23 protein-coding genes are annotated in these 26692 nt (G+C 36.9%); all 23 read right to left on the reverse strand.

Features of this window, described 5'->3' with window-relative positions:
* Nucleotides 1-4: 4 nt before the first annotated feature.
* Nucleotides 5-475, reverse strand: a complete 471-nt coding sequence (gene rimP, locus ACJ2A9_RS08300; protein ID WP_441421169.1) for a ribosome maturation factor RimP — start codon at nucleotides 473-475, stop codon at nucleotides 5-7.
* A 233-nt stretch (nucleotides 476-708) separates the two neighbouring features.
* Entirely contained in the window at nucleotides 709-5010 is a 4302-nt protein-coding gene (locus tag ACJ2A9_RS08305; RefSeq protein ID WP_441421170.1) for a PolC-type DNA polymerase III, read from the reverse strand.
* Nucleotides 5011-5104: 94 nt separating this feature from the next.
* Nucleotides 5105-6811 (reverse strand): proline--tRNA ligase, encoded by a 1707-nt coding sequence (locus tag ACJ2A9_RS08310; RefSeq protein WP_441421171.1) that lies wholly within the window; start codon nucleotides 6809-6811, stop codon nucleotides 5105-5107.
* 101 nt (nucleotides 6812-6912) lie between these two features.
* Entirely contained in the window at nucleotides 6913-8172 is a 1260-nt protein-coding gene (gene rseP / locus ACJ2A9_RS08315) for an RIP metalloprotease RseP (protein WP_441421172.1), read from the reverse strand.
* A gap of 16 nt (nucleotides 8173-8188) precedes the next feature.
* Entirely contained in the window at nucleotides 8189-9337 is a 1149-nt protein-coding gene (locus ACJ2A9_RS08320; protein ID WP_441421173.1) for a 1-deoxy-D-xylulose-5-phosphate reductoisomerase, read from the reverse strand.
* A gap of 104 nt (nucleotides 9338-9441) precedes the next feature.
* Nucleotides 9442-10239 carry a phosphatidate cytidylyltransferase gene (locus tag ACJ2A9_RS08325; RefSeq protein ID WP_441421174.1) on the reverse strand — a complete coding sequence of 266 codons (798 nt, stop codon included), beginning with the start codon at nucleotides 10237-10239 and terminating at the stop codon, nucleotides 9442-9444.
* Nucleotides 10240-10258: 19 nt separating this feature from the next.
* Nucleotides 10259-11026, reverse strand: coding sequence for an isoprenyl transferase (locus tag ACJ2A9_RS08330; protein WP_441421175.1), 768 nt, complete (start codon nucleotides 11024-11026; stop codon nucleotides 10259-10261).
* A 208-nt stretch (nucleotides 11027-11234) separates the two neighbouring features.
* Entirely contained in the window at nucleotides 11235-11792 is a 558-nt protein-coding gene (gene frr, locus ACJ2A9_RS08335) for a ribosome recycling factor (RefSeq protein WP_441421176.1), read from the reverse strand.
* 2 nt (nucleotides 11793-11794) lie between these two features.
* Nucleotides 11795-12517 (reverse strand): UMP kinase, encoded by a 723-nt coding sequence (pyrH, locus tag ACJ2A9_RS08340; protein ID WP_441421177.1) that lies wholly within the window; start codon nucleotides 12515-12517, stop codon nucleotides 11795-11797.
* Nucleotides 12518-12657: 140 nt separating this feature from the next.
* On the reverse strand, nucleotides 12658-13542 hold the full coding sequence (gene tsf / locus ACJ2A9_RS08345) for a translation elongation factor Ts (RefSeq protein ID WP_441421178.1): 885 nt from the start codon (nucleotides 13540-13542) through the stop codon (nucleotides 12658-12660).
* 190 nt (nucleotides 13543-13732) lie between these two features.
* Nucleotides 13733-14431: a 30S ribosomal protein S2 gene (gene rpsB / locus ACJ2A9_RS08350; protein ID WP_441421179.1), complete on the reverse strand. Its 699-nt coding sequence runs from the start codon at nucleotides 14429-14431 to the stop codon at nucleotides 13733-13735.
* 154 nt (nucleotides 14432-14585) lie between these two features.
* Entirely contained in the window at nucleotides 14586-15101 is a 516-nt protein-coding gene (locus tag ACJ2A9_RS08355; RefSeq protein ID WP_441421180.1) for a DUF6115 domain-containing protein, read from the reverse strand.
* Nucleotides 15102-15110: 9 nt separating this feature from the next.
* A complete protein-coding gene (locus ACJ2A9_RS08360; protein ID WP_441421181.1) occupies nucleotides 15111-15422 on the reverse strand; it encodes a hypothetical protein in 312 nt (103 codons plus the stop codon).
* 38 nt (nucleotides 15423-15460) lie between these two features.
* The gene (locus ACJ2A9_RS08365; RefSeq protein ID WP_441421182.1) at nucleotides 15461-16849 is read right to left on the reverse strand and encodes a DUF342 domain-containing protein; all 1389 of its coding nucleotides are present in this window, start codon (nucleotides 16847-16849) and stop codon (nucleotides 15461-15463) included.
* Between the two features lie 33 nt (nucleotides 16850-16882).
* Nucleotides 16883-17650, reverse strand: coding sequence for a FliA/WhiG family RNA polymerase sigma factor (locus ACJ2A9_RS08370; RefSeq protein ID WP_441421183.1), 768 nt, complete (start codon nucleotides 17648-17650; stop codon nucleotides 16883-16885).
* A 69-nt stretch (nucleotides 17651-17719) separates the two neighbouring features.
* Complete coding sequence (locus ACJ2A9_RS08375) at nucleotides 17720-18208, reverse strand: chemotaxis protein CheD (RefSeq protein ID WP_441421184.1); 489 nt, start codon at nucleotides 18206-18208, stop codon at nucleotides 17720-17722.
* Complete coding sequence (locus ACJ2A9_RS08380) at nucleotides 18201-18842, reverse strand: chemotaxis protein CheC (protein WP_441421185.1); 642 nt, start codon at nucleotides 18840-18842, stop codon at nucleotides 18201-18203. The genes ACJ2A9_RS08375 and ACJ2A9_RS08380 overlap by 8 nt, the downstream gene beginning before the upstream one ends.
* On the reverse strand, nucleotides 18839-19321 hold the full coding sequence (locus ACJ2A9_RS08385) for a chemotaxis protein CheW (protein WP_441421186.1): 483 nt from the start codon (nucleotides 19319-19321) through the stop codon (nucleotides 18839-18841). Before ACJ2A9_RS08385 ends, ACJ2A9_RS08380 begins: the two co-directional genes overlap by 4 nt.
* Nucleotides 19322-19374: 53 nt before the next feature.
* Entirely contained in the window at nucleotides 19375-21459 is a 2085-nt protein-coding gene (locus tag ACJ2A9_RS08390) for a chemotaxis protein CheW (RefSeq protein ID WP_441421187.1), read from the reverse strand.
* 42 nt (nucleotides 21460-21501) lie between these two features.
* The gene (locus tag ACJ2A9_RS08395; RefSeq protein WP_441421188.1) at nucleotides 21502-22572 is read right to left on the reverse strand and encodes a protein-glutamate methylesterase/protein-glutamine glutaminase; all 1071 of its coding nucleotides are present in this window, start codon (nucleotides 22570-22572) and stop codon (nucleotides 21502-21504) included.
* Nucleotides 22573-22580: 8 nt separating this feature from the next.
* Complete coding sequence (locus tag ACJ2A9_RS08400) at nucleotides 22581-23447, reverse strand: MinD/ParA family protein (RefSeq protein WP_441421189.1); 867 nt, start codon at nucleotides 23445-23447, stop codon at nucleotides 22581-22583.
* Nucleotides 23440-24612 carry a flagellar biosynthesis protein FlhF gene (gene flhF, locus ACJ2A9_RS08405; RefSeq protein WP_441421190.1) on the reverse strand — a complete coding sequence of 391 codons (1173 nt, stop codon included), beginning with the start codon at nucleotides 24610-24612 and terminating at the stop codon, nucleotides 23440-23442. The genes ACJ2A9_RS08400 and flhF overlap by 8 nt, the downstream gene beginning before the upstream one ends.
* Nucleotides 24612-26648: a flagellar biosynthesis protein FlhA gene (flhA, locus tag ACJ2A9_RS08410; RefSeq protein ID WP_441421191.1), complete on the reverse strand. Its 2037-nt coding sequence runs from the start codon at nucleotides 26646-26648 to the stop codon at nucleotides 24612-24614. Before flhA ends, flhF begins: the two co-directional genes overlap by 1 nt.
* Nucleotides 26649-26692: the final 44 nt, after the last annotated feature.

The raw sequence follows: 26692 nt of genomic DNA on the forward strand, positions 1-26692 counted from the left end.
TCAATTAAAACAAAACAGCAAGTCTAGCACTTGCCACTTTTTTATATGGAATCTCAACTTGTTTTACTCTCGTTTTCACTTTTATCGCTACAGTTAGTATTTCACCATCAAAACCTTTAAGTTCACCTTCAAACACTTTTTCCCCATCTATGGGCTCATATGTTGTTATATGTACATTCTTCCCAACTGCTTTAACAAGATCCTTTTCTTTCTTTAAAGGCCGTTCTGCTCCTGGAGACGATACTTCCAAAAAGTACGCTTGTGTAATTGGATCATGCTTATCAAGTGCTTCACTTAATTTTTCACTTACATTTCCGCAATCTTCGATATCTACACCTTTTTCTGAATCGATATAGACGCGCAAGAACCAATTTTTACCTTCCTTTTTAAACTCAATATCCACTAACTCTAATTGTAAATCACTTAAAATGGGTGTGACGAGCTCTTCCGTAATGTCTGTCACTTTTTTACTCATTCAGATCCTCCTATGCTTGTTAATAATGTATGCAGGTATATAAGTAACTTCATTATTTATATATTTCCTCAAATTTCAGCATTCAAAACGAAAGAGTGGGTTTCCCCACTCTTCGCGCATCACTATTCTAAGTATTACCATAAAAATATAACATAATCCCTTTATTTATGCAACTTTGCTACGTTGTGGAGACTTCTTGCTACTCTTAGGAAAAATCTTCTCCATCAACTTTTTTAAAACAATGAAAGTTGATTAGATTCTGGTAAGCCTTCTAAACATCCATGATTATCCAAGTTTTCTAGTACTGTTTTTGTAATTTTACTTCGTTGCTGAAGGTCCTCTTTTGAAAGAAACTCTCCGTCTTCTCTAGCCTTTACGATATTAATTGCAGCATTTGTTCCTACTCCTGATAGGGCGTTGAACGGTGGAATGAGCGAATTTCCATCGACAATAAACTCATAGGCAGCAGAGCGATACAAATCTACCTTTTGAAATGTGAAACCTCTTTCGCACATTTCAAGAGCAATCTCTAAAACAGTCAACAAACTTTTTTCTTTAGGTGATGCATCAAGGCCTTTCCCATTGATTTCCTCAATTTTGGCTTTCATTGTTGCCGAGCCTTTTATCATCGCATCAATATCAAAATCGTCTGCTCTCACCGTAAAATAAGCAGCATAGAACAAAATCGGATGATGCACTTTGAAGTAAGCAATTCGTACTGCCATTAATACATAAGCCGCGGCGTGCGCCTTAGGGAACATATATTTTATCTTCATACAAGAACCAATGTACCAGTCTGGAACATCATTCTTTTTCATTTCCTCAATCCATTCCTCTTGCAGTCCTTTTCCTTTACGTACAAATTCCATAATTTTAAAAGCTAATGATGGCTCTAACCCCTTGTAAATTAAATAAACCATAATATCATCACGACAGCCGATAACATCTTTTAATTCACATGTTCCGCTGTAAATCAATTCGTTAGCGTTATTTAACCAGACGTCAGTTCCATGAGAAAGACCGGATATTTGCACAAGTTCAGAAAATGTACTTGGTTTTGTTTCTTCAAGCATTTGTCGCACAAAGCGTGTCCCAAACTCGGGAATTCCAAGAGTTCCTGTTTTACACATAATTTGTTCTTCAGTTACTCCTAATGATTTTGGACTGCTGAAAATCTCGTAGACATCAGGGTCATCAGTTGGAATTGTCTTCGGATCAATCCCGCTTAAATCTTGAAGCATACGAATAACAGTCGGATCATCGTGTCCCAGGATATCTAGCTTTAATAAATTATCATGAATGGAGTGGAAATCAAAGTGCGTTGTCCGCCATTCTGAGGTTTTATCATCAGCTGGATACTGAATCGGACAAAAATCGTAGATATCCATATAGTCAGGGACTACAATAATTCCCCCTGGATGCTGTCCAGTTGTCCGTTTTACGCCCGTACATCCTGAAACGAGACGATCAATTTCCGCTCCTCGGTAATGAAGATCGTGATCACTCTGATATCCCTTTACATAACCATAAGCTGTCTTCTCGGCAACCGTACCAATTGTCCCTGCTCGATAAACATACTCTTCACCAAAGAGTTCTTTTGTATAATTATGGGCTCTGGGCTGGTAATCCCCGGAAAAGTTTAAGTCAATATCAGGTACCTTATCCCCCTTAAAACCAAGAAATGTTTCAAAAGGAATGTCTTGACCATCTTTAATATATTTTGTACCACATTCTGGACAATCTTTATCAGGTAAATCAAAGCCGGAACCTACTGAACCATCATTAAAAAAGTATGAATGATGACAATTTGGACAAACGTAATGAGGTGGTAATGGGTTGACTTCCGTTATCTCGGTCATTGTAGCGACAAATGAAGACCCGACTGATCCCCGTGATCCAACAAGATAACCATCCTCTAATGACTTTTTTACGAGTTTGTGTGAAATTAAGTAAATAACCGCAAATCCATGACCTATAATACTTTTTAATTCTTTCTCTAATCTCGCTTCAACAATCTCTGGTAAGTTTTCGCCATAAATACTGCGAGCCCGATTATAACTCATGGAACGAATTTCTTCGTCTGCACCTTCAATTTTTGGAGTATAAAGATCATCAGGTATTGGCTTGATCTCCTCAATCTCATTGGCAATTCCCTGGGTATTTGTTACCACGACTTTCTTTGCTTTCTCTTCGCCAAGGAAAGAAAAACATTCAAGCATTTCATCCGTAGAACGGAAATGTACTTGTGGCAATGTAATCCTGTTTAGTGGATTTGCCCCACCTTGGCTTTTAATTAAAATTTTACGGTAAATATGATCTTCAGGTGCTAAATAATGAACATTGCCAGTGGCAACAACCGGTTTATTCAGCTTTTCACCAAGATTAATAATGTTTTCAATAATTTCTTTAATCGCTAATTCATCACGGACAAGTTCTTTTTCAATGAGATGATAATAATTTGTTGGCGGCTGAATTTCTAAATAGTCATAGAATCGGGCAATTTCCTCTACTTCATCAACTGATTTTTGCATCATCCCTTCAAAGACCTCACCTTGATCACAGCCAGACCCTACAATAATTCCTTCTCGATATTTTTGCAGTAACGATCTCGGTATCCTTGGCGTTCTGAAAAAATAGTTTAAATGAGATGCCGATACTAGTTTATAAATATTTTTTAAGCCAACTTGATTTTTCGCTAATAAGATACAGTGTGAAGGACGAAGACGGTGAAAATCTCCTTTTCCCATATTATTATTTAGTTGGTCATGGAACTCGATTTCTTTTTCTGTGGCGTCTTTCACCATTTTCCATAAAAGGTAACCCGTCGCCTCAGCATCATAAATTGCTCGGTGATGACTGACAAGTTCAATATCAAACTTTTTACATAATGTATTTAAACGATGATTCTTTAATTCAGGATATAGGAAACGCCCTAATTCTAACGTATCAATAACTGGATTCTTCACTTCACCAATTCCAATTCTTTTGAAGCCAACATTAAGAAACCCCATATCAAAGCTCGCGTTATGAGCAACTAAAGTCGAATCACCAATAAACTCATAAAACTTACGTAACACCTCTTCAACCTCTGGTGCATCTGTCAGCATATCATCAGTAATTCCTGTTAGTTCAATAATCGTGTTTGTTAATGGCTCGTGCGGGTTAGCAAAAGATTCAAAACGATCAATGATTTCTCCGTTCTTTACTTTCACAGCTGCCAGTTCAATTATTGTATTATACACAGCAGATAATCCTGTCGTCTCAACATCAAATACAATATATGTCTCGTCTAATAAACGACGATGTTGTTCATTGTAGGCGATCGGAACACCATCATCTACAAGGTTCGCCTCTACACCATACAATATTTTAATGCCGTGTTTCTTACCAGCACCATATGCCTCAGGGTAGGATTGGACTACACCATGATCCGTAATCGCTATAGCAGGATGACCCCATCTCGCTGCTTGTTCAACGAGCCGACCTGCAGATGTTACTGCATCCATTTGACTCATTGGAGTGTGCAAATGTAGTTCAACACGCTTTTCCCCTTCAGGAGCGAGGTCTTTTCGTTGTTCTGGTTGAACTTGATTAATATCATTGGCGATCATTACAAGGTCTCGAACAAATGTATCATTTTGAACACCACCGCGAACCTTTACCCACATTCCCTTTTTAATCGATTGCAATAGTGGAATATCTTCTTTATCACGAGAAAATATTTTTATTAAAATCGAATCGGTATAGTCAGTAATTTTAAACGTTAACAACGTGCGGCCACTGCGAAGTTCGCGTGTTTCAGCATCAAAAACATAACCCTGTACAACAATCCGACGCTCCTCATCAACGATTGTTTCTAGTGGAATTGGATCGTCCTTAATCTGATATCCAATAACAAGTGAATCTGTTTGGGCAATCTTCTCAGCACTTTTTTCCATTTTTTGTTTTTCAATCATTGCAGCAACCACTTTTGAATGATCCTCTTGCTGCTTCTGCTCTACAAACTTCTCATATTCTTGTTGAGATTCCTTTACAACTAACTCTAATTGTAGTGCAGGAAAGCCAACACGTTGAAAAGTAGGTGCTAATAATTCCGGTAATTTCCGTTTCAGGGCAACAGCTTCTGTCTCGTTTCGAACATTAATCATTATTTTTGCATCTTTTAATACCGGCTTTTGATCCTTTAATAATTGGATGATCGAAGGAGAACAGCCTTCTATCTGAGAGACGAGATAAGGCCAATATTCGTTGATGATGTGTTCTGAAAGTTTGTTATCATCATAAGCCAAAGAAAAACTAATGTTGGCAATATGCTTAAGTCCTTGATGCAAACGATCTGAAAACACTTCAAAAGCACTGTATGGTAAAATTTGTGGTATGTGCAGCTGGAAGTGCCACGTCTTCGTTTCTTTTTGAACAATTAATTTTTGAATTGAGCCGCCTTGAAAATATGACCGAACTAAATCTTCAGGTATGGATACTTGTTGGAGGAGTAATTGAAAACGTTCTTTTCTTATTTGATCCCCTGCGTTCATGATTCTCCCTCCTTGTTTTATTTCAAATTGAATCGTAGTAATGACAAAGTCAATGGTACCCCTATTTAGAGGTACCATTGGATTTGATTAAAACTTATAGTTGTTGAAATAATTCTTTTAATAGATCTGACAGCTTGTCTACTTCTGTTTCGAACATTTCTCCAGTCTTTCGCACTTTTACTTCAACAATTCCTTCACCAGCCCTCTTACCGACAGCAATACGTATCGGTAGGCCGATTAAATCAGAATCATTAAATTTAACACCAGCTCGCTCTGGACGGTCATCAAGCAGAACTTCATAGCGTTCTTGCTTTAACTTTTCATATAATGTTTCTGCTAATTTAACTTGATCCTCATTCTTTACATTTATTGGAATCAAATGGATATGAAATGGTGCTACTGATACAGGCCAAACAATACCATTTTCATCATGACTTTGCTCAACAATCGCTGCAACAGTTCGTGTTACACCAATGCCATAGCATCCCATAATCATTGGTTGGGACTTTCCATTTTCATCAAGGTACGTCGCTCCCATTGCTTCACTATAACGTGTACCGAGCTTAAATACATGCCCAACTTCAATGCCTTCTGCAAACTTAATCGTGCCTTTCCCATCAGGTGATGGATCACCCTCTTTAATAAAGCGTAAATCATCGTATTGCTCGATCGAAAAATCGCGGCTTGGATTTACGTTTTTAAAGTGATAGTCTTTTTCATTTGCTCCGCATACACCGTTTACAATAAATTCAATTGCATGATCGGCAATGACTTTTACATCACTCGGTACTTCAATTGGTCCTAAGAAACCGACTTCACATTTCATATATTGAACTGTTTGTTCAGCTGTTGCTAGCTCAACAATTTCCGCACTCAACACATTTTTCAGTTTAATATCGTTTATTTCATGGTCACCACGGCAAAGTGCCAATACAGGTTCACCATCAACGATAAACAGTAATGATTTAATCAATAGTTGATCTGATATCGATAATGCATCACTTAATTCGTTGATTGTCTTAAGATTTGGTGTTTCAATCTTTTCTAATGCTGCAAGTGGTTCATCACTTTTTTCATAATTGACATGAACTGCAGCAATTTCTATATTAGCAGCATAATCGGATTCATCTGAATATGCAATGGTATCTTCACCCACTTTTGATAGCACCATAAATTCATGTGTATCCTTCCCGCCCATTGCACCTGAATCGGCAACGACTGCCCGGTAATCTAAACCACAGCGAGAGAAAATATTGCAATAAGCATTATACATTTTATCATAACTTTCATCCAATCCCTCTTTCGTTGAATCAAATGAATAGGCATCTTTCATAATAAATTCACGTGAGCGTAAAACACCAAAACGTGGTCTTCGTTCATCACGGAATTTCGTTTGGATTTGGTATAATGTCATTGGCAGTCTTTTATACGATTTCACTTCATCACGCACTAAGCTTGTAATGACTTCTTCATGTGTTGGACCCAATGCAAATTCACGATCATGTCGATCTTTCATACGCATTAGTTCAGGACCATATGCTTCCCAGCGTCCAGACTCTTGCCATAACTCTGCAGGCTGTATGGCTGGCATTAATAGTTCTTGCCCTCCTGCTTCATTCATTTCTTCACGTACAATCTCCTCAACCTTTTGTACAGCCCTCATACCCAATGGTAAGAAAGAGTATACTCCAGCTGCACTTTGACGAATGAGCCCAGCACGCAGCATTAGCTGATGACTGGCAATATCAGCATCAGCAGGAACTTCACGCATTGTTGGGCACATATATAGTTTCTGTCTCATTAAAACGCACCTCATTATGTAATTTTCTAATACTTAATTATTATTAAACTCTTTTCAATGACAACGAGGACTTAGATTGAAAGCCCTCGTTATGCATCGTTTTATAGGAAAAACTTATTAATGTCATTCCATGTTACAACAAGCATCAATAGCATGAGTAATGCAAAACCAATAAAGTGTACCAATCCCTCTTTTTGTGGATCAATCGGTTTCCCTCGAACTGCCTCAAGACCAATAAACATGAGACGTCCTCCATCAAGAGCTGGTAACGGTAAAAGGTTTATGATTCCTAGATTGACACTTAGAATGGCTGCCCATTGCATGAGAACAAAAATTCCCATCGCTGCAGCTTGACCAGTATAATTATAAATCCCAACAGGTCCTGCTAAATGATCTAGTGAGAATTGTCCTGTAATTAACATGATTAAGCTTTCAAAAATCAACTTTGTATATTCAACTGTTTGAGTGACACCAAAAGTTAACGATCCAACCAACGAAAACTCAGTTGGAATCCCTACCCCAATAAATCCTTCAACTTCACCTTCTTGATTCACACGCTCATTCGGTACAATCGGTATTGTTAACATCTCTCCACCACGATTAACCTGAAAGACTAACTCCTGATTCGGATGTGCTTGGATAATACTTGTTAAATCTTCCCATGATTCTAATGGCGTACCGTTTGCAGATAGGATTTCATCGTTCGGCTGTAATCCTGCCTCTTGTGCTGCCCCGTCTGGAGCGACTAACCCTATTTTGGCATCGTCTGTTGGAACTCCTTGGAATAAGGCGAAAATTGTTAGAATCACAAATGCTAACAAAAAGTTCATTGCTGGCCCGGCAAAAATAGCAAGTGCCCGCTGTGCAATCGTTTTAGAGCCAAACTGACGATTATATGGGGCAATCTGTGTAGCTTGTTCATCATAAATAAAATGTGCTTTCTCATCAATAGAAAAGGTTTGTAACCCAGGATCATCGTCAGTATACCCATTAATATAAAGACCGTGTTCCAAATCAGCCTTTTCAACTGTTATTACCTTTGCATCAGGATGCTTGGATTTGTTATTAATGACTAAATAATTTACCTTACCTTCATTATTAAATTTTAACCCGATTTCATATCCTGGTTTGATTTGGATCATCTCGGGATCTTCACCGGCCATCCGGACAAATCCCCCAAGCGGTAACAGACGAATTGTATATACTGTTTCGCCTTTTTTAAATGAAAATAACTTTGGACCAAATCCAATCGCGAATTCTCGGCATAATATCCCTGCTCGCTTTGCAAACACAAGATGACCTAATTCATGGATAAAAACGAGTAATCCAAAAATAATAATGATCGAGATCAGTGTATTCATATTTTTTATCCCACCTTTATTTAATTAGTGAGTGGACATATTGCCGTGTTTCTTGATCAACCTCTTGAATAACTTTTAATGATGGTGTTTGAAGCACCGCATGATGACTCATGGCCTCTTCAATCAATGACTCTATCTGTAAGAAGGAAATTTCACCTTCTAAAAAAGCAGCCACCGCAATTTCATTTGCAGCATTTAGTACGGTAGGCATCGTTCCGCCAATTCGTCCTGCTTCATATGCATACTGCAAACATCGATATCGCTCAAAGTCAGGTTTTGCAAAATGAAGCTCGCCCACTTCCCACAAGTTTAACCTTTTTCCTTGTTTACTTTCAAGACGATCGGGATAAGTAAGCGCATATTGAATTGGAACTTTCATATCTGGTGTTCCAAGCTGAGCAATCATACTATGATCAACAAATTCAACCATCGAATGAATAATACTTTCTTTATGAATAAGAACATCAATTTTTTCATAAGGAATAGAAAAGAGCCAATGTGCTTCGATAACCTCTAGTCCTTTGTTCATCATCGTAGCAGAATCAATCGTGATCTTTGCCCCCATCGACCAATTCGGATGATTTAATGCCTCATTGACAGTCACACCTTCTAAATCAGCCCTTGTCTTATCACGAAAACTTCCCCCAGATGCTGTTAAGATCAATCGTTCAACTCGCGAAACATTCTCACCTTGCAAGCATTGGTATATAGCAGAATGCTCACTATCTACGGGCAGGAGACTAACATCATGCTTCTCTGCAGCTTCTGTTACAATATGACCAGCTGTAACTAATGTTTCTTTATTGGCAATTGCTATTGTCTTATTCGATTCAATCGCCGCTAACGTCGGATCTAATCCAACGCTACCAATAACTGCATTGACAACAATATCGGCCTCAGCAAATGTAGCGACTTCAATTAATCCCTCTAAACCATATACAACTTTTACTCCAAAAGGAATATCATGTTTAATTTTTTCTCGATCCTCTTTGTTGATCACGGACACAATTTTAGGCTTAAAAGCATGGATTTGCATGAGGCCTAATGTTATGTTATGACCAATTGACATGGCAACAAGGGTAAATTTATCACTGTGCTCCTTAATCACATCTAATGTTTGTGTTCCAATCGACCCAGTTGCCCCAAGTAAGCTGATCTTTTTCATTAATTCCTCTCCCTTTATTCAGTCATTGTTTATTAATGGGGCACTTTATGAAAATAATAAGTTTTTATCTATATGTATATACATTTAGCATACAATTAGTATGTTTATATGACTTGAAATAAATGTAAAATTGGCATAACAAAAATCAAACTATCAAACCTATCCAATATCCCCCCATGGCCTGGTAGGATATGTCCCGAATCTTTCACTCCATAGTGTCTTTTCAATGCTGACTCTACAAGATCACCAATTTGTCCAAAAATCGATGTGAGGAGGATGACTGCTACTAATGTAGACATTGAGTCAAGGACCGGTACAAATGAATAAAAAACAATTCCAACTATAAATGCACAGGCAACTCCACCTAATGACCCTTCAATGGTCTTTTTCGGACTGATCTCTGGCCATAATTTCCTTTTCCCGAATTTTCTTCCAATAAAATAAGCACCAGAATCCGTTGCCCATATTAAAAATAATATTAAAAATACAATTAACATTCCATTCATAAGCTCAACTCGACTAACGATAAAATAGTGAAAGCCAAAGCCTACATAACTGGAAGCCGCAAGAATAAAGCCAATATCACCAAAATGAACCGAGTTTTTGGATGTTACTGTAACAATTAATAATAATAAAACAAAAGCCAAAAACATATCATTTTTTGATATGTCTGCAAATACATTATTGGAATAGTAACTATTCGGAAGTAGTATGGTCCACATTAATAATAAGCTTATAAGACCTGTAAATGAAACAAGTGGTATCTTTTTCATTTTTAACAACTCTGCAAGTGCTATAGACGCAAGAATCGCAATGCCTATTGTAAATAAATGGCCTCCGATCACAACGAGGGCTATAAAGGCAATACCTGCAATAACCCCTGTAATCATTCTCTCTTTCAAATTAAGTCATTCCTTTCTCTTACACGCCTCCATAACGACGAGCACGACGTTGGTAAACTTGTATTGCCTCTAAAAAGTGTTCTTCTGTAAAATCAGGCCATAAGACATCCGTAAACCAAAATTCTGTATAAGCTAATTGCCAAAGCATAAAATTACTTAACCTAATTTCACCACTCGTTCGAATCAGTAAATCCGGATCACGTAATGTATCCGTCATTAAATACTGTTCAATTGTCTCTTCCATTATCTCATCAACTGTTAATTTACCGTCTTCAACATCTTTTACAACTTGTTGAACTGCTTTGACAATTTCAAAGCGACTTCCATAATTTAAGGCAAAGTTAAGGACCAATCCTGTATTATCTTTTGTTTCATTTATTGCCGTTTCAACTGCCTTTAACGTATGTGCCGGGAGATTTTCTTTACTTCCCATTAGTCTTACTTTCACATTTTCCTTCACTAATTTTGGAAGTTCAATACTTAGGAAGCGCTCAGGTAACCTTAGCAGAAAATCGACTTCATTTTTTGGCCTCTTCCAATTTTCTGTTGAGAATGCATAGAGTGTTAACGTTTCAATACCAATGTCATTTGCTTTTTTGACGATTTTATTTATGACACTCATTCCTTCACGGTGCCCTGCGATCCTCGGTAATCCCCTTTTTTTTGCCCAACGACCATTTCCATCCATAATAATCGCAATATGTTTCGGCAAATTTTCGGTGTTGGTCAAAACAGACTGAGTGTTTTCCTCATTTTTGACCTTCCAATTAGTAAATTTTTCAAGCATGATTAAGTCCCCCACGTTCATCTAGCATTATTTCAACTTGAATCAAAAACCTTACAGGAAGCTGTAGTTTTTTTATACGATCTGTTTCCACTGTTTTTACAACCAGATCGTATAAAAAAACCCCCTGAGTTGAGAGGGTCTATCGTTCCGGCAAGTATAAAGAAAAAACAATGAATTTCTTTATTATTCTATTGTACAGTTATTTCTATTATACTTCCATGATTTCTTTTTCTTTATTTTGAACGACATCATCAATGACGGTAATCTGTTTATCAGTAATTTTTTGAACTTCATCCGTATTACGGCGTAATTCATCCTCAGTAATTTCACCGTCTTTTTGTACTTTCTTTAATTCATCGTTAGCATCACGTCGAACATTTCTCACTGCAACTTTAGCTTCTTCAGCATATTTCTTTACAAGTTTAACAAGTTCTTTACGACGATCTTCCGTTAGAGGAGGGATCGTAATTCGAATCACTGTTCCATCTGAAGAAGGACTTAATCCTAAATCTGCTTTTTGAATACCGCGTTCAATATCTGATATTGCTGTTTTATCGAACGGTTGAATAAGTAATAATCTAGCTTCTGGAACCGAGATTGTTGCTAACTGATTTAACGGAGTTGGTGCTCCATAATACTCAACATGCACTTTATCTAAAATGGCTGGATTCGCTCTTCCGGCACGCAGCGTAGCTAATTCTCGTTTTAGTGCATCAATTGCCTTTGTCATTCTTTGTTCAGCATTTTTAATAATTTCCTTCGACATGATTAAGTCCCCCTCACTATTGTTCCGATTTCTTCACCCATTACAGCACGTTTAATATTTCCTTCTTCCATAATTGAAAAAACAACTAATGGAATATCATTATCCATACATAAAGATGATGCAGTTGAGTCCATAACAGCTAAACCTTCTTTAAGTAAATCTAAATAGGTTAAGGAATTGTATTTCTTGGCATTTGCATCAACACTAGGGTCTGCGCTGTATACACCATCTACTTTATTCTTAGCCATTAAGATTACTTCAGCTTCAATTTCAGCTGCTCTAAGTGCTGCAGTCGTATCCGTTGAGAAATAAGGATTTCCAGTACCGCCAGCAAAGATAACAACTCGATTTTTTTCTAAATGGCGAATCGCTCGTCTTCGAATATAAGGTTCTGCAACCTGTCTCATTTCAATCGATGTTTGTACACGTGTTGGCACATCGATATTCTCTAAGCTATCTTGAAGTGCAAGTGAATTCATGACTGTTGCTAACATTCCCATATAATCGGCTGTAGCACGGTCCATACCTTTTGCACTTCCAGCCATACCCCTCCAAATGTTTCCGCCACCAACAATAATCGCAACTTCAACTTCTAATGCTACAATTTCTTTTATTTGTGAGGCAATCGATTGGATAACAGTCGGATCAATCCCATATCCTTGTCCGCCCGCAAGTGCTTCACCACTTAATTTTAAGACAATACGCTTATACTTAGGTTTTTCCATAATAACCTCCATGCAGTTAGTCGGAATGTAATAGGGAGCTTCTCGTAAACATTGCTTATGTTTTTACATCCTCTATGTAGAGATAGTCACACCTATTTTTTCAAAAAATAGGGAACACACTGTGTCCCCTTTATCATTCATTATTTTTTCACTTGAGACATAACTTCTTCAGCAAAGTTGTCTTCACGTTTTTCCATTCCTTCTCCAACTTCATAGCGAATGAAAGATTTCACTGTTGCACCTTTGCTTTGTACATATTTTCCAACCTTTTGATCTCCATCTTTAACAAAAGCTTGATCTAATAAACAAATATCTTCGAAAAACTTTCCTAAACGGCCTTCAACCATTTTTGCAACAATGTTTTCTGGCTTACCTTCATTCAGAGCTTGTTGTGTTAACACTTCACGCTCACGTTGAACTTCTTCTTCTGATACAGCATCACGTGAAACATATTTAGGGTTAATCGCTGCTACGTGCATCGCAACGTCTTTTGCCAAGTCAGCATCATTTGTTCCGCCAAGAACTGTTAAAACACCGATACGTCCTCCCATATGTAAATATGCACCAAATACGTCTCCATCTTCTTTCTCAACGATTTCAAAACGACGAAGAGAAATTTTTTCTCCGATCTTAGCGATTTGTCCATTAATGTATGCTTCTAAAGTCTCTGAACCACCTTGGAACGGTTGTGCAAGAGCTTCTTCAACTGACGCTGGTGCCTGAGCTAATACGTGTGCAGCAACCTCAGAAACTAATGATTTAAAGTTTTCATTTTTTGCAACGAAATCTGTTTCAGAGTTAACTTCAACGATAATTGCTTTGTTGCCTTCTTCTTTAACAAAAGCTAATCCTTCTGCTGCAACACGGTCTGCTTTTTTAGCAGCTTTAGCAATTCCTTTTTCACGTAAAAGATCAATTGCTTTTTCCATATCTCCATCTACTTCAGTTAACGCTTTCTTACAATCCATCATACCCGCGCCTGTTTTTTCACGTAATTCTTTAACCATACTTGCTGTAATTGCCATTATTATTCCTCCTTGAGTTATGTAATCAAACTAAACATTCATTTCTTCATATTGGACAAAAAATCTCTTTTTTAGTCTAGCGATATCCCGTGCTTCTATGCACGAGCACTTACTAAAAAAATCACAACGCGTTTGTGAAAAAAAGGTGGCAAAGGGTAAACCCCTTCACCACCCTTTCTGATAGTACAATTTACGCAGATGTTTCTTCGCTTTGGTTAGCTTCGATAATTGCATCTGCCATTTTTGCTGTAAGAAGTTTCACAGCGCGAATTGCATCATCGTTCCCTGGAATTACATAATCAATTTCATCAGGGTCACAGTTTGTATCGACAATCGCAACGATTGGGATGTTAAGCTTATGCGCTTCCGCAATCGCAATACGTTCTTTACGCGGGTCAATGATAAACAATGCATCAGGAATTGTCTTCATATCTTTAATTCCGCCTAGGAATTTTTCAAGTCGATCCATTTCCTTTTTAAGAAGAATTACTTCCTTCTTAGGAAGAACATCAAATGTTCCATCTTCTTGCATTCTTTCAAGTTCTTTAAGGCGAGCAATACGCTTTTGAATTGTTTCAAAGTTTGTTAATGTTCCACCTAACCAACGTTGGTTAATGTAGTACATTCCCGCGCGCTCTGCTTCTTCCTTAACTGAATCTTGGGCTTGTTTCTTAGTTCCTACAAAAAGAACTTTTCCTCCATCAGCAGCTAAGTCTCTTACAAAATTGTAAGCTTCCTCAACCTTTTTGACCGTTTTTTGTAGGTCAATAATATAAATGCCATTACGTTCCGTGAAGATGTAGCGATCCATTTTTGGGTTCCAACGACGAGTTTGGTGACCGAAGTGTACCCCAGCTTCTAATAATTGTTTCATAGAAATCACTGCCATGCTCCACACCTCCTTTTGGTTTTTTTTCCTCCGCCCGTGTCCTCTTCAAGTAAAACTGCAGTGCAGCACCATTACTTAAATTAACGAACGTGTGTAATTAACACCGAAAAATAATATACCATATCGCTGTTTTAATAGCAAGCAAATTCAACAATTATTGATAAAATTTTAATATCAGCTCAACTTCTCCTTCACCCATATTGAGCTTTTTTGCAATCTCCTTGATCGCTAATCCTTGTTGTGACAGCAGAAATACTTGAGCAGTTTTTGACTGTTCATACGTATCTTTTACATCGTCAATTGGAAGAGGAATATCCTCGCTGTCCGATTCCTTTTTAATTTCTACACTCTTGTTTTCAGTATTTTCCTTTTGTATTTCAGTCATTTCGAATTGCTGCTTTGGTGTAGGTACTGACTCAAGATCAGGTTCATTAGGTATAGCAGTCCTCATTTGACTGTTTACCTGTAACTTGGAGATCGCTTGAAGTAATCGTTCATTATCTTCTTTCATTTCTGTTGTATAGGCAACGAGTAAATCTTCAATCTCAGCTTTGATTTTATCTTGATTTGGTACAGTCCCTTCTTGTGTTTTTATTTTTTGGGTTAATATGATAATCCAAAAAAACGTAAACAAGTGGAGGATTAAGCTAATTATGAGTAAAAAGGTCATACAATCCCTCTATCCAGAATAATCAATATTGTTCCCCTTAAAAGGATGTTTTGCATTTTTTTCTTTTTTTCTATCTTGCTTCTTTTTTTGATCATATTGCGAACTTTGCTGTTGATTCTTATCATCTTTATTTTGCATTCGCTTTGTTTGGACATCTTCCGTTTCCGTCACTCTTTTTTTATTGTGCTCTGCTTCCTCTTTATGATTTAGGGCAAGTTGATCTTGAGTGACCTGTCCTCTTTGTTGTAACTGATTTTGAATCTTCCCTGCATTCTGTGTTCTAGGGACAGCCCCTTGTGCTTCAATCGCTTTCAAGCTCAATATAACACACTCCTTACTTTGATTAAGGTTGCGGCTAGTTACATAGGTGTAAAAATAATTTCATTATCCTCAAGTGTTATTTTCATATTTTTATTAATCGTACTAATTTTTCGCTGGTACTTCCCAAAAATGACAATTACATTGGGATAGATACTCCCCGCAACTTTTACTACTGCATCTTTATTTCTTTCCAACTGTTCTTCAATTTCAATTAAATTTTCCTTCGCTTCTATTTGCAGTTTTGTTGCCTGGTCAACTGTATTCCTAATCCTCAAAAGCATAATTCGTTCATTTGGAAGAAGATTTCCTTTAGTATTCTTTTCTAATAGTTTTTTTAGCAGTATTGTTAATTTAGCAATATCTTCTTCAGCCTTTTTCAATTGATTTCGGTTTACCTTTTCCCGATCGATGATATTTTTATTGGCTCCTAAATATAGAGAGGTTGCCGTATGCATCGAATTGCCGATATTTTTTGCAATAATCTCTCCACCAGCTGAAAGAATACCTCCGACGATATTTCCCTTCCCCTCATTACAGTAAACGCTGCCGCTAGCAGTACATTGACTGTGGAAAATCGATTGAGATACATGTATATCCCCTTCCACATCAACTGTAGCTTGGTTGACAAATGTAGAATGTAAACTCCCTTTTGCTTCGATCTTCCCTTTGCCTTGTCCCATAATACCTGCACCTACAAAGACCGAACCTCCGGAAATGATTGTTGCAGCCTCGACAGTACCACGAATACGAATATCTCCTTTTGCAACAACTTGATATCCTGTTGGTACATTCCCATTAATGTTCACATTTCCTACAAACGATATATTTCCAGTTTTCATTGTTAAATCGCCATGTACATCGTAGGAAGGATAAATATGTATACGCCCGTTTCTCTCCATCATCATTTGGCCATCAATTGTTGAAAATAATTTTGTGCCGTCTTCATTAATGGCCGTATTCTGTCCTATACGAAAACGAACATCTTTTCCTTTCTTAGCAAGAACTTCTTCACCAAAAACATTAATTCCTGGCGTTCCTTCCGTAGCTTGTAGTTTTTCAGCGACTAGTTGTCCTTTCGTCACAGAAGGAATCACATGTACTTGTTTATAATCGACCCTCTCATATTTCTGATGTTCATTTTTCTTATCATCAGAGTCATAAATAGGAATTATAGAGGCATCCTTGCCATTTACAGGCTGTTTCCCTTCTGCAATGAGAAGAGGATATGAAAATTGCTGCGGGTCTTTTGCAAGCATGGGGACAAGCTCATCTTTAAGGCCGAACTGAATACCATTTTCTTTCAGTAACATGTAAAAATCTTCTAAAACAAATTTAGCACTACTTGCAAGCTGTTTAAATTGGATAATATAGGCCTGCATTCGATTATTGGCAAATTTAAATTTAAAAAAGTCCTCTGGCTTCCCCATTGCCGCACGCACCTCTTACTTTCTTTAAGAAAACTATTTTGCTCGTTTAAATGCTTGTTGTAGTCGAAATAATGCTTTAGAGTGGATTTGTGATATTCTCGAAGTAGAAAGATTGAGTACGTTTCCGATTTCAGTTAAAGTAAGCTCTTCAAAATAAAACAAACTTACAACTAGCTTTTCTTTTTCATTTAGCGTATCAATTACTTTAATGAGTTCATCATTTGTTGTCTTCATCTCAACATGTTGATCGGGAGTTAAGATTGATTTATCCTCTATCACAGCTTTATATGTTTCATCTCGATTTGATTCAACTGTTGTTTCATCCATAGAGAGCATTGTAGAAAAAAAGGATTCCGCAATGACTTGGGTAACTTCATCTTCCGATAATTCCACGTCAACAGCTACTTCCTTGGCAGTTACATTACGCCCATAAACCTGTTCAAGTTTTTCAATTGCCGCATCTATTTTTTTCGTTTTCTCTCTCAAAGATCTCGGCATCCAATCTTCTTGTCTTAAACCATCTATAATCGCTCCACGGATTCGAAAAGATGCATATGTATCAAATTTCAATTCCCGGCTAACATCAAATTTTTCTAATGCATCATATAAGCCAATCATTCCATGACTGCGAATATCATCCTTATTAACGTTACGAGGCAATCCAACAGAAATTCTTTCGACATGATAATTGACCAAAGGTAAATAAAGTCGAATCAGATAGTCTGCAGCATCATTATCACGAGTATTTATCCATCGATCCCAATAATGTTCGTCTTTTTTCTTTAAAGATGTCCGAGCCATCATTCTCCTCCTCTATCTATTGGCAATTTTCATAAAAAGCGGCCTACAACTGATAACAAACAAGTGTTTCTAAATTTCAGTTGTACCCTTATTTACAGTCCGAATAACTAGCATCGATGTACTTGGATTAAATTCAATTGTTCTACCACTACTACCGCCAACATCTTCTGCTACAACAGTAATTCGCAATTCCTTTAATTGCTGTTTTACTGCTTCTACATTTCTAGGACCTATTCTCATCATTTCATTTGAAGTTGAAAATTTAAACATTTGAGCTCCACCGGCAAGCTTTGCTTTTAAACTCCAAACTTTTGCACCTGCACTTTTCAATCGTTCAATTAATTCCGATACAGCGGTATCTGCATATTTTGCTACGTTAATACTACTACCTTTCCCAAGTGATGAGTCAGGTAGCATAACATGGGCCATTCCACAAATCTTTGTCGATTCATCATAGATAACGACCCCAACACAGGAACCAAGTCCTGAAGTTCGAATTGTTTGAGGTGATTTGGCGACATTCAAGTCAGCCATTCCAACTTTAATCACCTCACTCATCAACGGTTACCCCTAATGCCTGAAATATCTTGCGAAACGAATCAGGATCTGGCAGTAAAAAGAACTGGCCGGTTAGATTTTCATCTTGTTGATTGATTTTTTCAGTAATGCTAGTATCAATAACAATAGCAAAATCACCAACTTGCGAAATTTCAATTAACCCATAACTAAGTATAGCTGAAGCCATATCAATACTCGTAGCAGGTACTGAAGGCTGAAGGTTAAGTTTTGTCAAATCAGAAAGTGCAGATAAATAAGAACCCGCCAAAATATTTCCTAACTCTTGAAGAGCAGATAAACCAATTTCCGAGCAAGACTCGTCTTCTAATGAAAAGGTTTCGTCTCCTATTAGATGACGGATTAGAGAAGTCGCTTCGTTCACAGGTGACATATAAAACATATTCCCCGGAGCATCACCTTCTATTCTTAATAGAACCGCTGCAACTACATTATCTGAGCCGCCTACTAGTTCAGGGATATCACTAAACGAAACAATTCTCACTGCAGGAACTTGCATATCAATAACCTTATTCAGCAGCAGTGAAAGCGCCGTTGCTGCATGACCTGCACCAATGTTTCCAACTTCTTTAAGTATATCTAAATGAAATGAATCAAATTTATCTAAAAAGCTCATTGAACAGCCTCAATACTTTTTATTTCCTTTAATTCTTTCGGATTTAATACTTTGTCCAAGTTTAATAGGATAAGAAGTCGTTTCTCAAGTTTTGCTACCCCCCGTAAATATTCCGCTTCAATCCCACCTACTACTTCAGGAGGCGGTTCTATTGCAGAAACCGGTATATCAATAACATCATTGGCAGCATCAACGATTAGTCCTACTTCCATTTCTCCAACGGCTACAATAATAATCCGAGTACTTTCAGTGTGCGCAACTTCTTCAATTCCAAAACGGTTTCGTAATTCAATAATCGGTGTTACAACTCCGCGTAAGTTAATCACACCTTTTACAAACTCTGGAGTTTTAGGAACACGAGTTATATATTGCATTCTTTCAATTGAACGCACTTGTTCAACCTCCACACCATACTCCTCATCTTTTAACTGAAATACAATGACTTTCATCTCATTCATTATTTTACTGCTCTCTGTCATCGAAACCATCCCCCTTTTCCTTCTGAAACTACCTCAAATACTATATAGACTGCTTATTTTATTAATGCATTACAATCGATAATTAAAGCGACCTGCCCATCCCCTAAAATTGTAGCTCCTGAAATCGCAAATACATTTGTTAAATAATTGCCTAATGATTTTAAAACAATTTCCTGTTGTCCAATAAAAGAATCGACAACTAAACCTGCCATTTTTTCCCCTTTTCGAACAATAACTATGGAGAAATAATCATCTTGTTCTTTTATAATCGGAACATCAAATACTGTTTTTAGATTAACAAGTGGAACGATACTTCCTCTGAAATCGATCACTTTTTGATTATGTGCCGCAAGAATATCTTCTTTCTTTACAATTGCCGTTTCAATGATTGAAGATAATGGAATTGCGTACTTTTCATTTTGAACCTCTACTAACATGACGGAAATAATTGATAATGTTAATGGCAGTTGAATTGAAAATACTGTTCCTTCTCCTGGAACTGAATCGACAGTTACATTTCCACCAAGCGATTCAATTTTGTTTTTTACTACATCTAGTCCAACACCTCGACCTGATACATCGGATACAATATCTGCTGTACTTAAACCAGAGGCAAATAGCAGCTCATAGACTTGTTTATCTGATAGGTTCTTTTCGTTTTCAGTTGAAACGATTCCATTTTCAATCGCTTTTTTTAATACTTTTTCACGATTAATTCCGGCACCGTTATCTGAAACTTCAATAAAAACATGATTTCCACTATGATACGCTTTTAAGGTAATTTGTCCCTCTTCATTTTTCCCAGTTTGCACTCTTCTTTCTGATGTTTCAATTCCATGGTCAAGGGAATTTCGAATAAGATGGACGAGAGGGTCTCCAATTTCATCAATTACAGTACGATCTAATTCTGTTTCTGCCCCGATAATTTCAAGGTGGACTTTTTTATTTAATTCTTTCGCTAATCCCCTTACCATTCTTGGAAAACGATTGAATACTTGTTCAACTGGAACCATTCTCATATTTAAAATAATGTTTTGCAAATCACCGGAAATACGAGACATATGTTCTACTGTTTCTGTTAACTCACTACTCTTTAATTCTTTGGAAATTTGCTCCAACCGTCCGCGGTCGATCACCAGCTCTTCAAATAAATTCATAAGAATGTCTAATCTTTCAATGTTGACACGGATCGTTTTATTTCCGGCATTAACTGCTGATTTTTCCTCTTTTGCTGTTCCTTTTCGTGGAGTTGGAACGACTTCCTCAATTGTTGCTGCTGACTCGTCCATCAGTATTTCTTTTTTCACTGCTTCTGCTTCCACTTCTTTTACTGGTTCATTTTGTACCTTTGCGTATTCTTTGATATCAAGGATGATAACTTGAACATCTTCAATCTCCGAAACTTTTAAGATTCTACTTTTAATCTCTTCTTCTAAATGCTTCGAAATAATAGTAACGACAAAATCGTTATTAAATGCTTCATCCTCTAAAGCATCAACTGTAGGGGTTGATTTAATAATTTCACCTATCTGTTCCAACACTTCAAAGACCATAAATACCCGGGCAGCTTTTAACACACAATCTTCCCGTAAAACGACTTTTATTTGGTATGCATTATACCCTTGTTCCTGAGATTGAGAGAGTACAGTAATTTCAAAATCATCATATGTCTCTAGATTAATAGATGACTCATTAGTAGTTTTATCAGCACTTTTATTTACTGTTTCTGTTTTATTCGGACTTTGAGTTGGTTGCAGAACACCTTTTTCAATTTTCTCCAGCTGTGAAACAACATGAGAAACATCTCTTACACCGTCACCACCGTTAGCGATAGACAGAACCATTGCTTCTAAATCATCAACGGATTCAAATACTGTATCTAATACAAACGTCTCAACAGGAATTTTTTGATTACGTATTCCATCAAGAACATTTTCCATCTGATGGGTCAAGTTTGCTAAATCTTCAAATCCCATCGTTGCCGACATTCCTTTTAGAGTGTGCGCAGACCTAAAGATCTCATTAACAATTGATAAATCTTCAGGACTATTCTCTAACTTTAGAAGATTGTCATTAATTGCCTGTAAATGTTCTTTACTCTCATCGATAAACATATCTAAGTACTGACTTTTATCCATAGAAAGCACCTCCATTTTCTATTAACTAATGTTTCAAAATTCTCATACTCTTGCGCAATATTTTGTGATTACTTCAGCAATTTGTTGTAGATGAACGACCTGATCAACCTGGTTAGAAAGGATTGCAGCTTTTGGCATTCCAAATACGACAGATGATTCCTCCGATTCCGCAATAGCCACTACTTCTTCAGCACCTGATTTTTTTAGCGAAAGTAATCCTTCTGTTCCGTCAGAACCCATGCCAGTCATAATAACAGCAATTTTCAAAAAATTATCTAACTCAGCAACGGATTCAAACATCACATCAACCGAAGGACGGTGTGAATTTCTTGGTTCATCTTTGTTTAATTGAGCGGTTAACATTGAACCAGACTGCTTAACTTTTAAATGATAGCCCCCAGGAGCTATATAGGCGAACCCATTTTTAATAATTTCACCGTCCTCTGCCTCCTTAACAGTTATTTGAGACAAGGAATGCAATCGGTATGCTAATGATTTTGTAAAACCAGCAGGCATATGTTGAACAACAACGATCGGTGCATCAATGTCACTTGGCAATTTTGTCAGCACCTCTTGCAATGCTTTGGGCCCACCTGTCGATGTGCCAATCAAAACTATTTTTTTCCTATGTTCATTGTTACTCATATGTATTTTTTTAAATGTTGGATAATTTGCCACCATACTATTCTTTGGAGTAAGATTATGAACATTCGCATGTGCAGCTAATTTAACTTTATCAATTAATATTTGCTTAATTTTGTGTATGTCTAGTGAAATTGCTCCCGATGGTTTCGCGACAAAATCAATCGCGCCAAAGTCCATTGCCGTTACGGTATTTTCAGCACCTTCTTTCGTTGTGCTGCTTACCATAATGACTGGAAGGGGATTTTTTTTCATAATTTCTTTTAGCGCATCAATCCCATTCATTATTGGCATTTCGACATCTAGCGTAACAACATCGGGTTTAAGTTTTTCGATTTTCTCAATTGCATCGAGACCATTACGGGCCGTTCCCACAACTTTTACTCTAGGATCTTCTTCAAGAAAATCGCTAATCACTTTCCTCATGAATGCGGAGTCATCAACTACAAGTACATTGATTTTTGTTTTCACACTGATTCCTACCTTTCAGCAAAAAGTTTGCGGAATTTATTTATAAAGATTGAAAAAGTAGGCTTATTTATTTGTGATTCCCCACAATACCTTCTGGCAATCAGATGAATTGCTTTACTGGCATTGGATTTAGGATTATGAATAACGAACGGAGTCTGTGCCATAACCGCCTTTAATACAGCTTTATCACTTGGAACTATACCAAGTAAAGGGATGTCCTTTTTTAAAAATTGCAATGCCACCTTTTGAAGACGGTTAGCAGTTTCATAACCTTCCTTCTCTGAAGAAGTTTGATTAATTATCATAGCACACGGTAAAGTATGATCTAACTTATGAATATACTTTAGCATTGCATAAGCATCGGTAATCGATGTAGGTTCAGACGTAGTGACCAGGATTGTTTCATTTGCTGAAAGGATAAACTGCAGACTATCATTTGTTGCTCCAGCCCCCATGTCAAAAATGATATAATCATACATTTCATTTAACATCTCAATTTGTGTCATGAATTTTGAAAGTTTACTTGGATTCAGCTGAAACATTGATGACAGGCCTGATCCTCCAGCAACATATGATAAATCCATTGGACCTTTTTCTATAATATCCCAAATAGTTAGTTGTTCTTGTTCTAACATATGAACAATTGTATATTTCGAGGAGACCCCCATTAAGATATCAACATTCGCCATCCCGATATCCAAATCAAACAAGATCACTTTTTTTTCGATTTTTGTAAGTTCTAAACAGAAATTTAGAGCAAAGTTTGACTTTCCAACCCCACCTTTTCCACTAATAACAGCAATGACTTTCGTTTGTCGGGCAGCTCCTGCTGTCTTATCAACCAATCTTCTTAAGTTTGCGGCTTGGTCATTCATTTTTATTTACCTCGTCAAGTAGTATATTCATCACTATGCTTGGTGAAGCCTCAATAATATCATCAGGAACATTTTGTCCATTAGTTATATAGGCAAGTCCGACATTTTGCTTCGTTAGTAAATTAATCATTGTCCCAAAATTATAAGTTTCATCTTTTTTCGTGAAGATAACTTTCTCGATGTTAATCGATGAAAACTGGTTAATAATTGCCTCCATATCCTGGTACTTAGAAGTAAGTGATAACACAAGATAAGTTTCCATTTCATGATCAAAGTTAATAATTTTCTTAAGTTCCTCCACGTAAACCTCATTTCGAAAATTTCTGCCGGCTGAATCAACTAAAACAAGATCGTAATCAGCAAATTGTTCTTTTGCTCGTAAAAAATCTTCTATATTATAGGCTACTTCTAAAGGGATATTTAAAATATTGGCATACGTTTTTAATTGTTCAACTGCTGCAATCCTAAACGTATCAGTAGTAATTAAAGCGACCTTTTTCTTATGCTTTAACACACTTATGGCTGCTATTTTTGCTACTGTTGTTGTTTTTCCCACACCTGTTGGCCCAATAAAATTAACAAATTGTTTTTTATAATCAATACCACCCATATTCAATGGGGCTAAAATCGTAGTAAAAACCTCTTCAAGCCATTCTTTTATTTCTTGATCACTCTTCATTTCCTCATCATTTGAATACCATTTTTTCAGTAAATAATTCATGATCCTAATGCGAATGTCCGGACCTATGTCTTGATCAGTTAAATACTTATTCATCTTTTTTAATGGCAAAGGATAATCGTCACCACTAATATTTACTGAGTCACTCGATATATCCTTTACCATTTGTTTCAACTGTTGTATTTCAAGTAATAACTCGTTGTTCTTTTCTCTTCCATGGGCATCTTTTGTTCTTCTGTCTAGCTCTTGATTGCTTATGGGTTCTATATATTGCTTTTTCTTCTCTATTTTAATAGGTTTTTTTGATATTACTGGGGTTGGATCAATGGCTGCAATTACTTCAATATTCTTTTTCATAAAAAACCCGAAAAAACCCCCGGTTTCAACTTCTTTCGAATTCAAAATAACTGCATCATTTCCTAACTCTCGCCTTATTTTTTTCATCGCTTCAGGCATTGAATTCGCTATATATTTCTTTATTTTCATTACAAGCTCACCACCCCTACACTCTGCACTTCTACAGTTGGCTCAAGTTCATTATAGGATAATACGGGTACATGCGGTATATAACGTTCTAACAATTGTCTGACAAACATTCGAACAGCAGGTGAACAAAGCAACACAGGCATTTGCCCCATTTGTGAAAGTCGTTCCATTTCAACAACAACTGCATCTAATAGTTGTTGTGAATCGTTAGGATCTAATGATAAATAATTGCCATGTTCTGTTTGCTGGATCGAATCAGCAATTAACTTCTCAATTTTTCCACTTAGCGTGATCACATATAGAGGTTCACCTGGAACAGAAAATTGTTTTGAAATTTGTCGTGACAATGCTTGTCGAACATATTCTGTAATTAAATCGGTATCCTTTGTCATCTGTCCGTAATCAGCCAAAGTTTCAAAAATTATAGGCAGATTTCGAATCGAAATATTCTCTTTTAAAAGCTTCGCTAGTACTTTTTGTATTTCCCCTACACTTAATGTATTCGGTGTAACATCCTCTACTAATGTTGGGTATGATTCTTTTAAATGATCAACTAATTGCTTCGTTTCTTGTCGTCCAATCAATTCATGAGCATGTTTCTTTATAATCTCAGTTAAATGCGTGGAAACAACTGATGGCGGATCAACAACAGTATATCCAGATAATTCAGCCTGCTCCTTCATTTCCTCGGAAATCCATTGTGCAGGCAAGCCAAAGGCCGGCTCGATCGTATCGATACCGACAATCGATTCATCCTCTACCCCTGGACTCATAGCCATATAATGATCAAGGAGTAAATCCCCTTTTGCCACTTCATTTCCTTTTATTTTTATCACATATTCATTCGGTTGTAATTGTATATTGTCACGTATTCGAATTACCGGAACAATCATCCCTAATTCAATCGCTAACTGCCTTCGAATCATCACTACACGATCCAAGAGGTCTCCACCCTGATTAGCATCTGCAAGCGGGATTAACCCGTATCCAAATTCAAACTCAATCGGATCAATTTGCAAGAGGTTAACAACACTCTCGGGTGACTTCAAATCTTCGTTTGTCTCTTCCTCTGTAGAAGCAACAATATCTGTCATTTCCGCCTCTTTTTCTGCTTTCGATAAAAAGTAACCGCCTGCTAAAAGTAAACCGGCAATTGGAAATGTAATTAACGGATTAATTGGTGTCATTATTCCTAATAAGGCAATCGTTCCACCGGCTACATAAAGCATTTTTGGGTAAGCAAAAATTTGTTCTGTTATATCTTGTCCTAAATTACCTTTAGATGCTGCTCTCGTTACAATAATCCCTGTAGCAGTAGAGATAAGTAATGCCGGAATTTGGCTCACTAATCCATCCCCGACTGTTAGAAGTGTAAACTTTTGAGCAGATTCACCAATACTTAACCCTAATTGCATCATTCCAATGATTAAACCAAAAATAATATTAATGATAACAATAACGATTCCAGCAATTGCATCACCTTTTACAAACTTACTTGCACCATCCATCGAACCATAAAAATCTGCTTCACGTTCAATTTTTTGACGGCGTTCTTTTGCTTCGGTTTCAGAAATAATCCCCGCATTTAAGTCTGCATCAATACTCATTTGCTTTCCTGGCATTGCATCTAAGGTAAAACGGGCACCTACTTCTGATACCCGTTCGGCCCCTTTTGTAATTACGATAAATTGGATAATAATTAGAATGAGAAAGACGACAAATCCAACTAATGCATTCCCACCAACAACAAATGAGCCAAAAGTATCAATAACATTCCCTGCTTCACCATTCCCTAATATTGAACGTGTTGTTGAAACATTTAAGCCAAGGCGAAAGAGAGTAACAAGTAATAATAATGTTGGGAAAATCGAAAATTGCAGTGGTTCTTTCGTATTCATTGCTACCAATATAATAAGTAATGCAATTGAGATGTTTATTATTATCAAAAAGTCTAACATCCCCGGGGGTAAAGGGATAATCAGCATAATCACAATTAAGATTACACCTAATAATACCGATAAATCCTTAAGAGGCATTAGTCTTTCTCCTTCTAATTAGTACACATTTGTATAAAATGTTA

The sequence above is a fragment of the Anaerobacillus sp. MEB173 genome, from assembly GCF_052119505.1.
GTDB lineage: Bacteria > Bacillota > Bacilli > Bacillales > JBJMAU01 > JBJMAU01.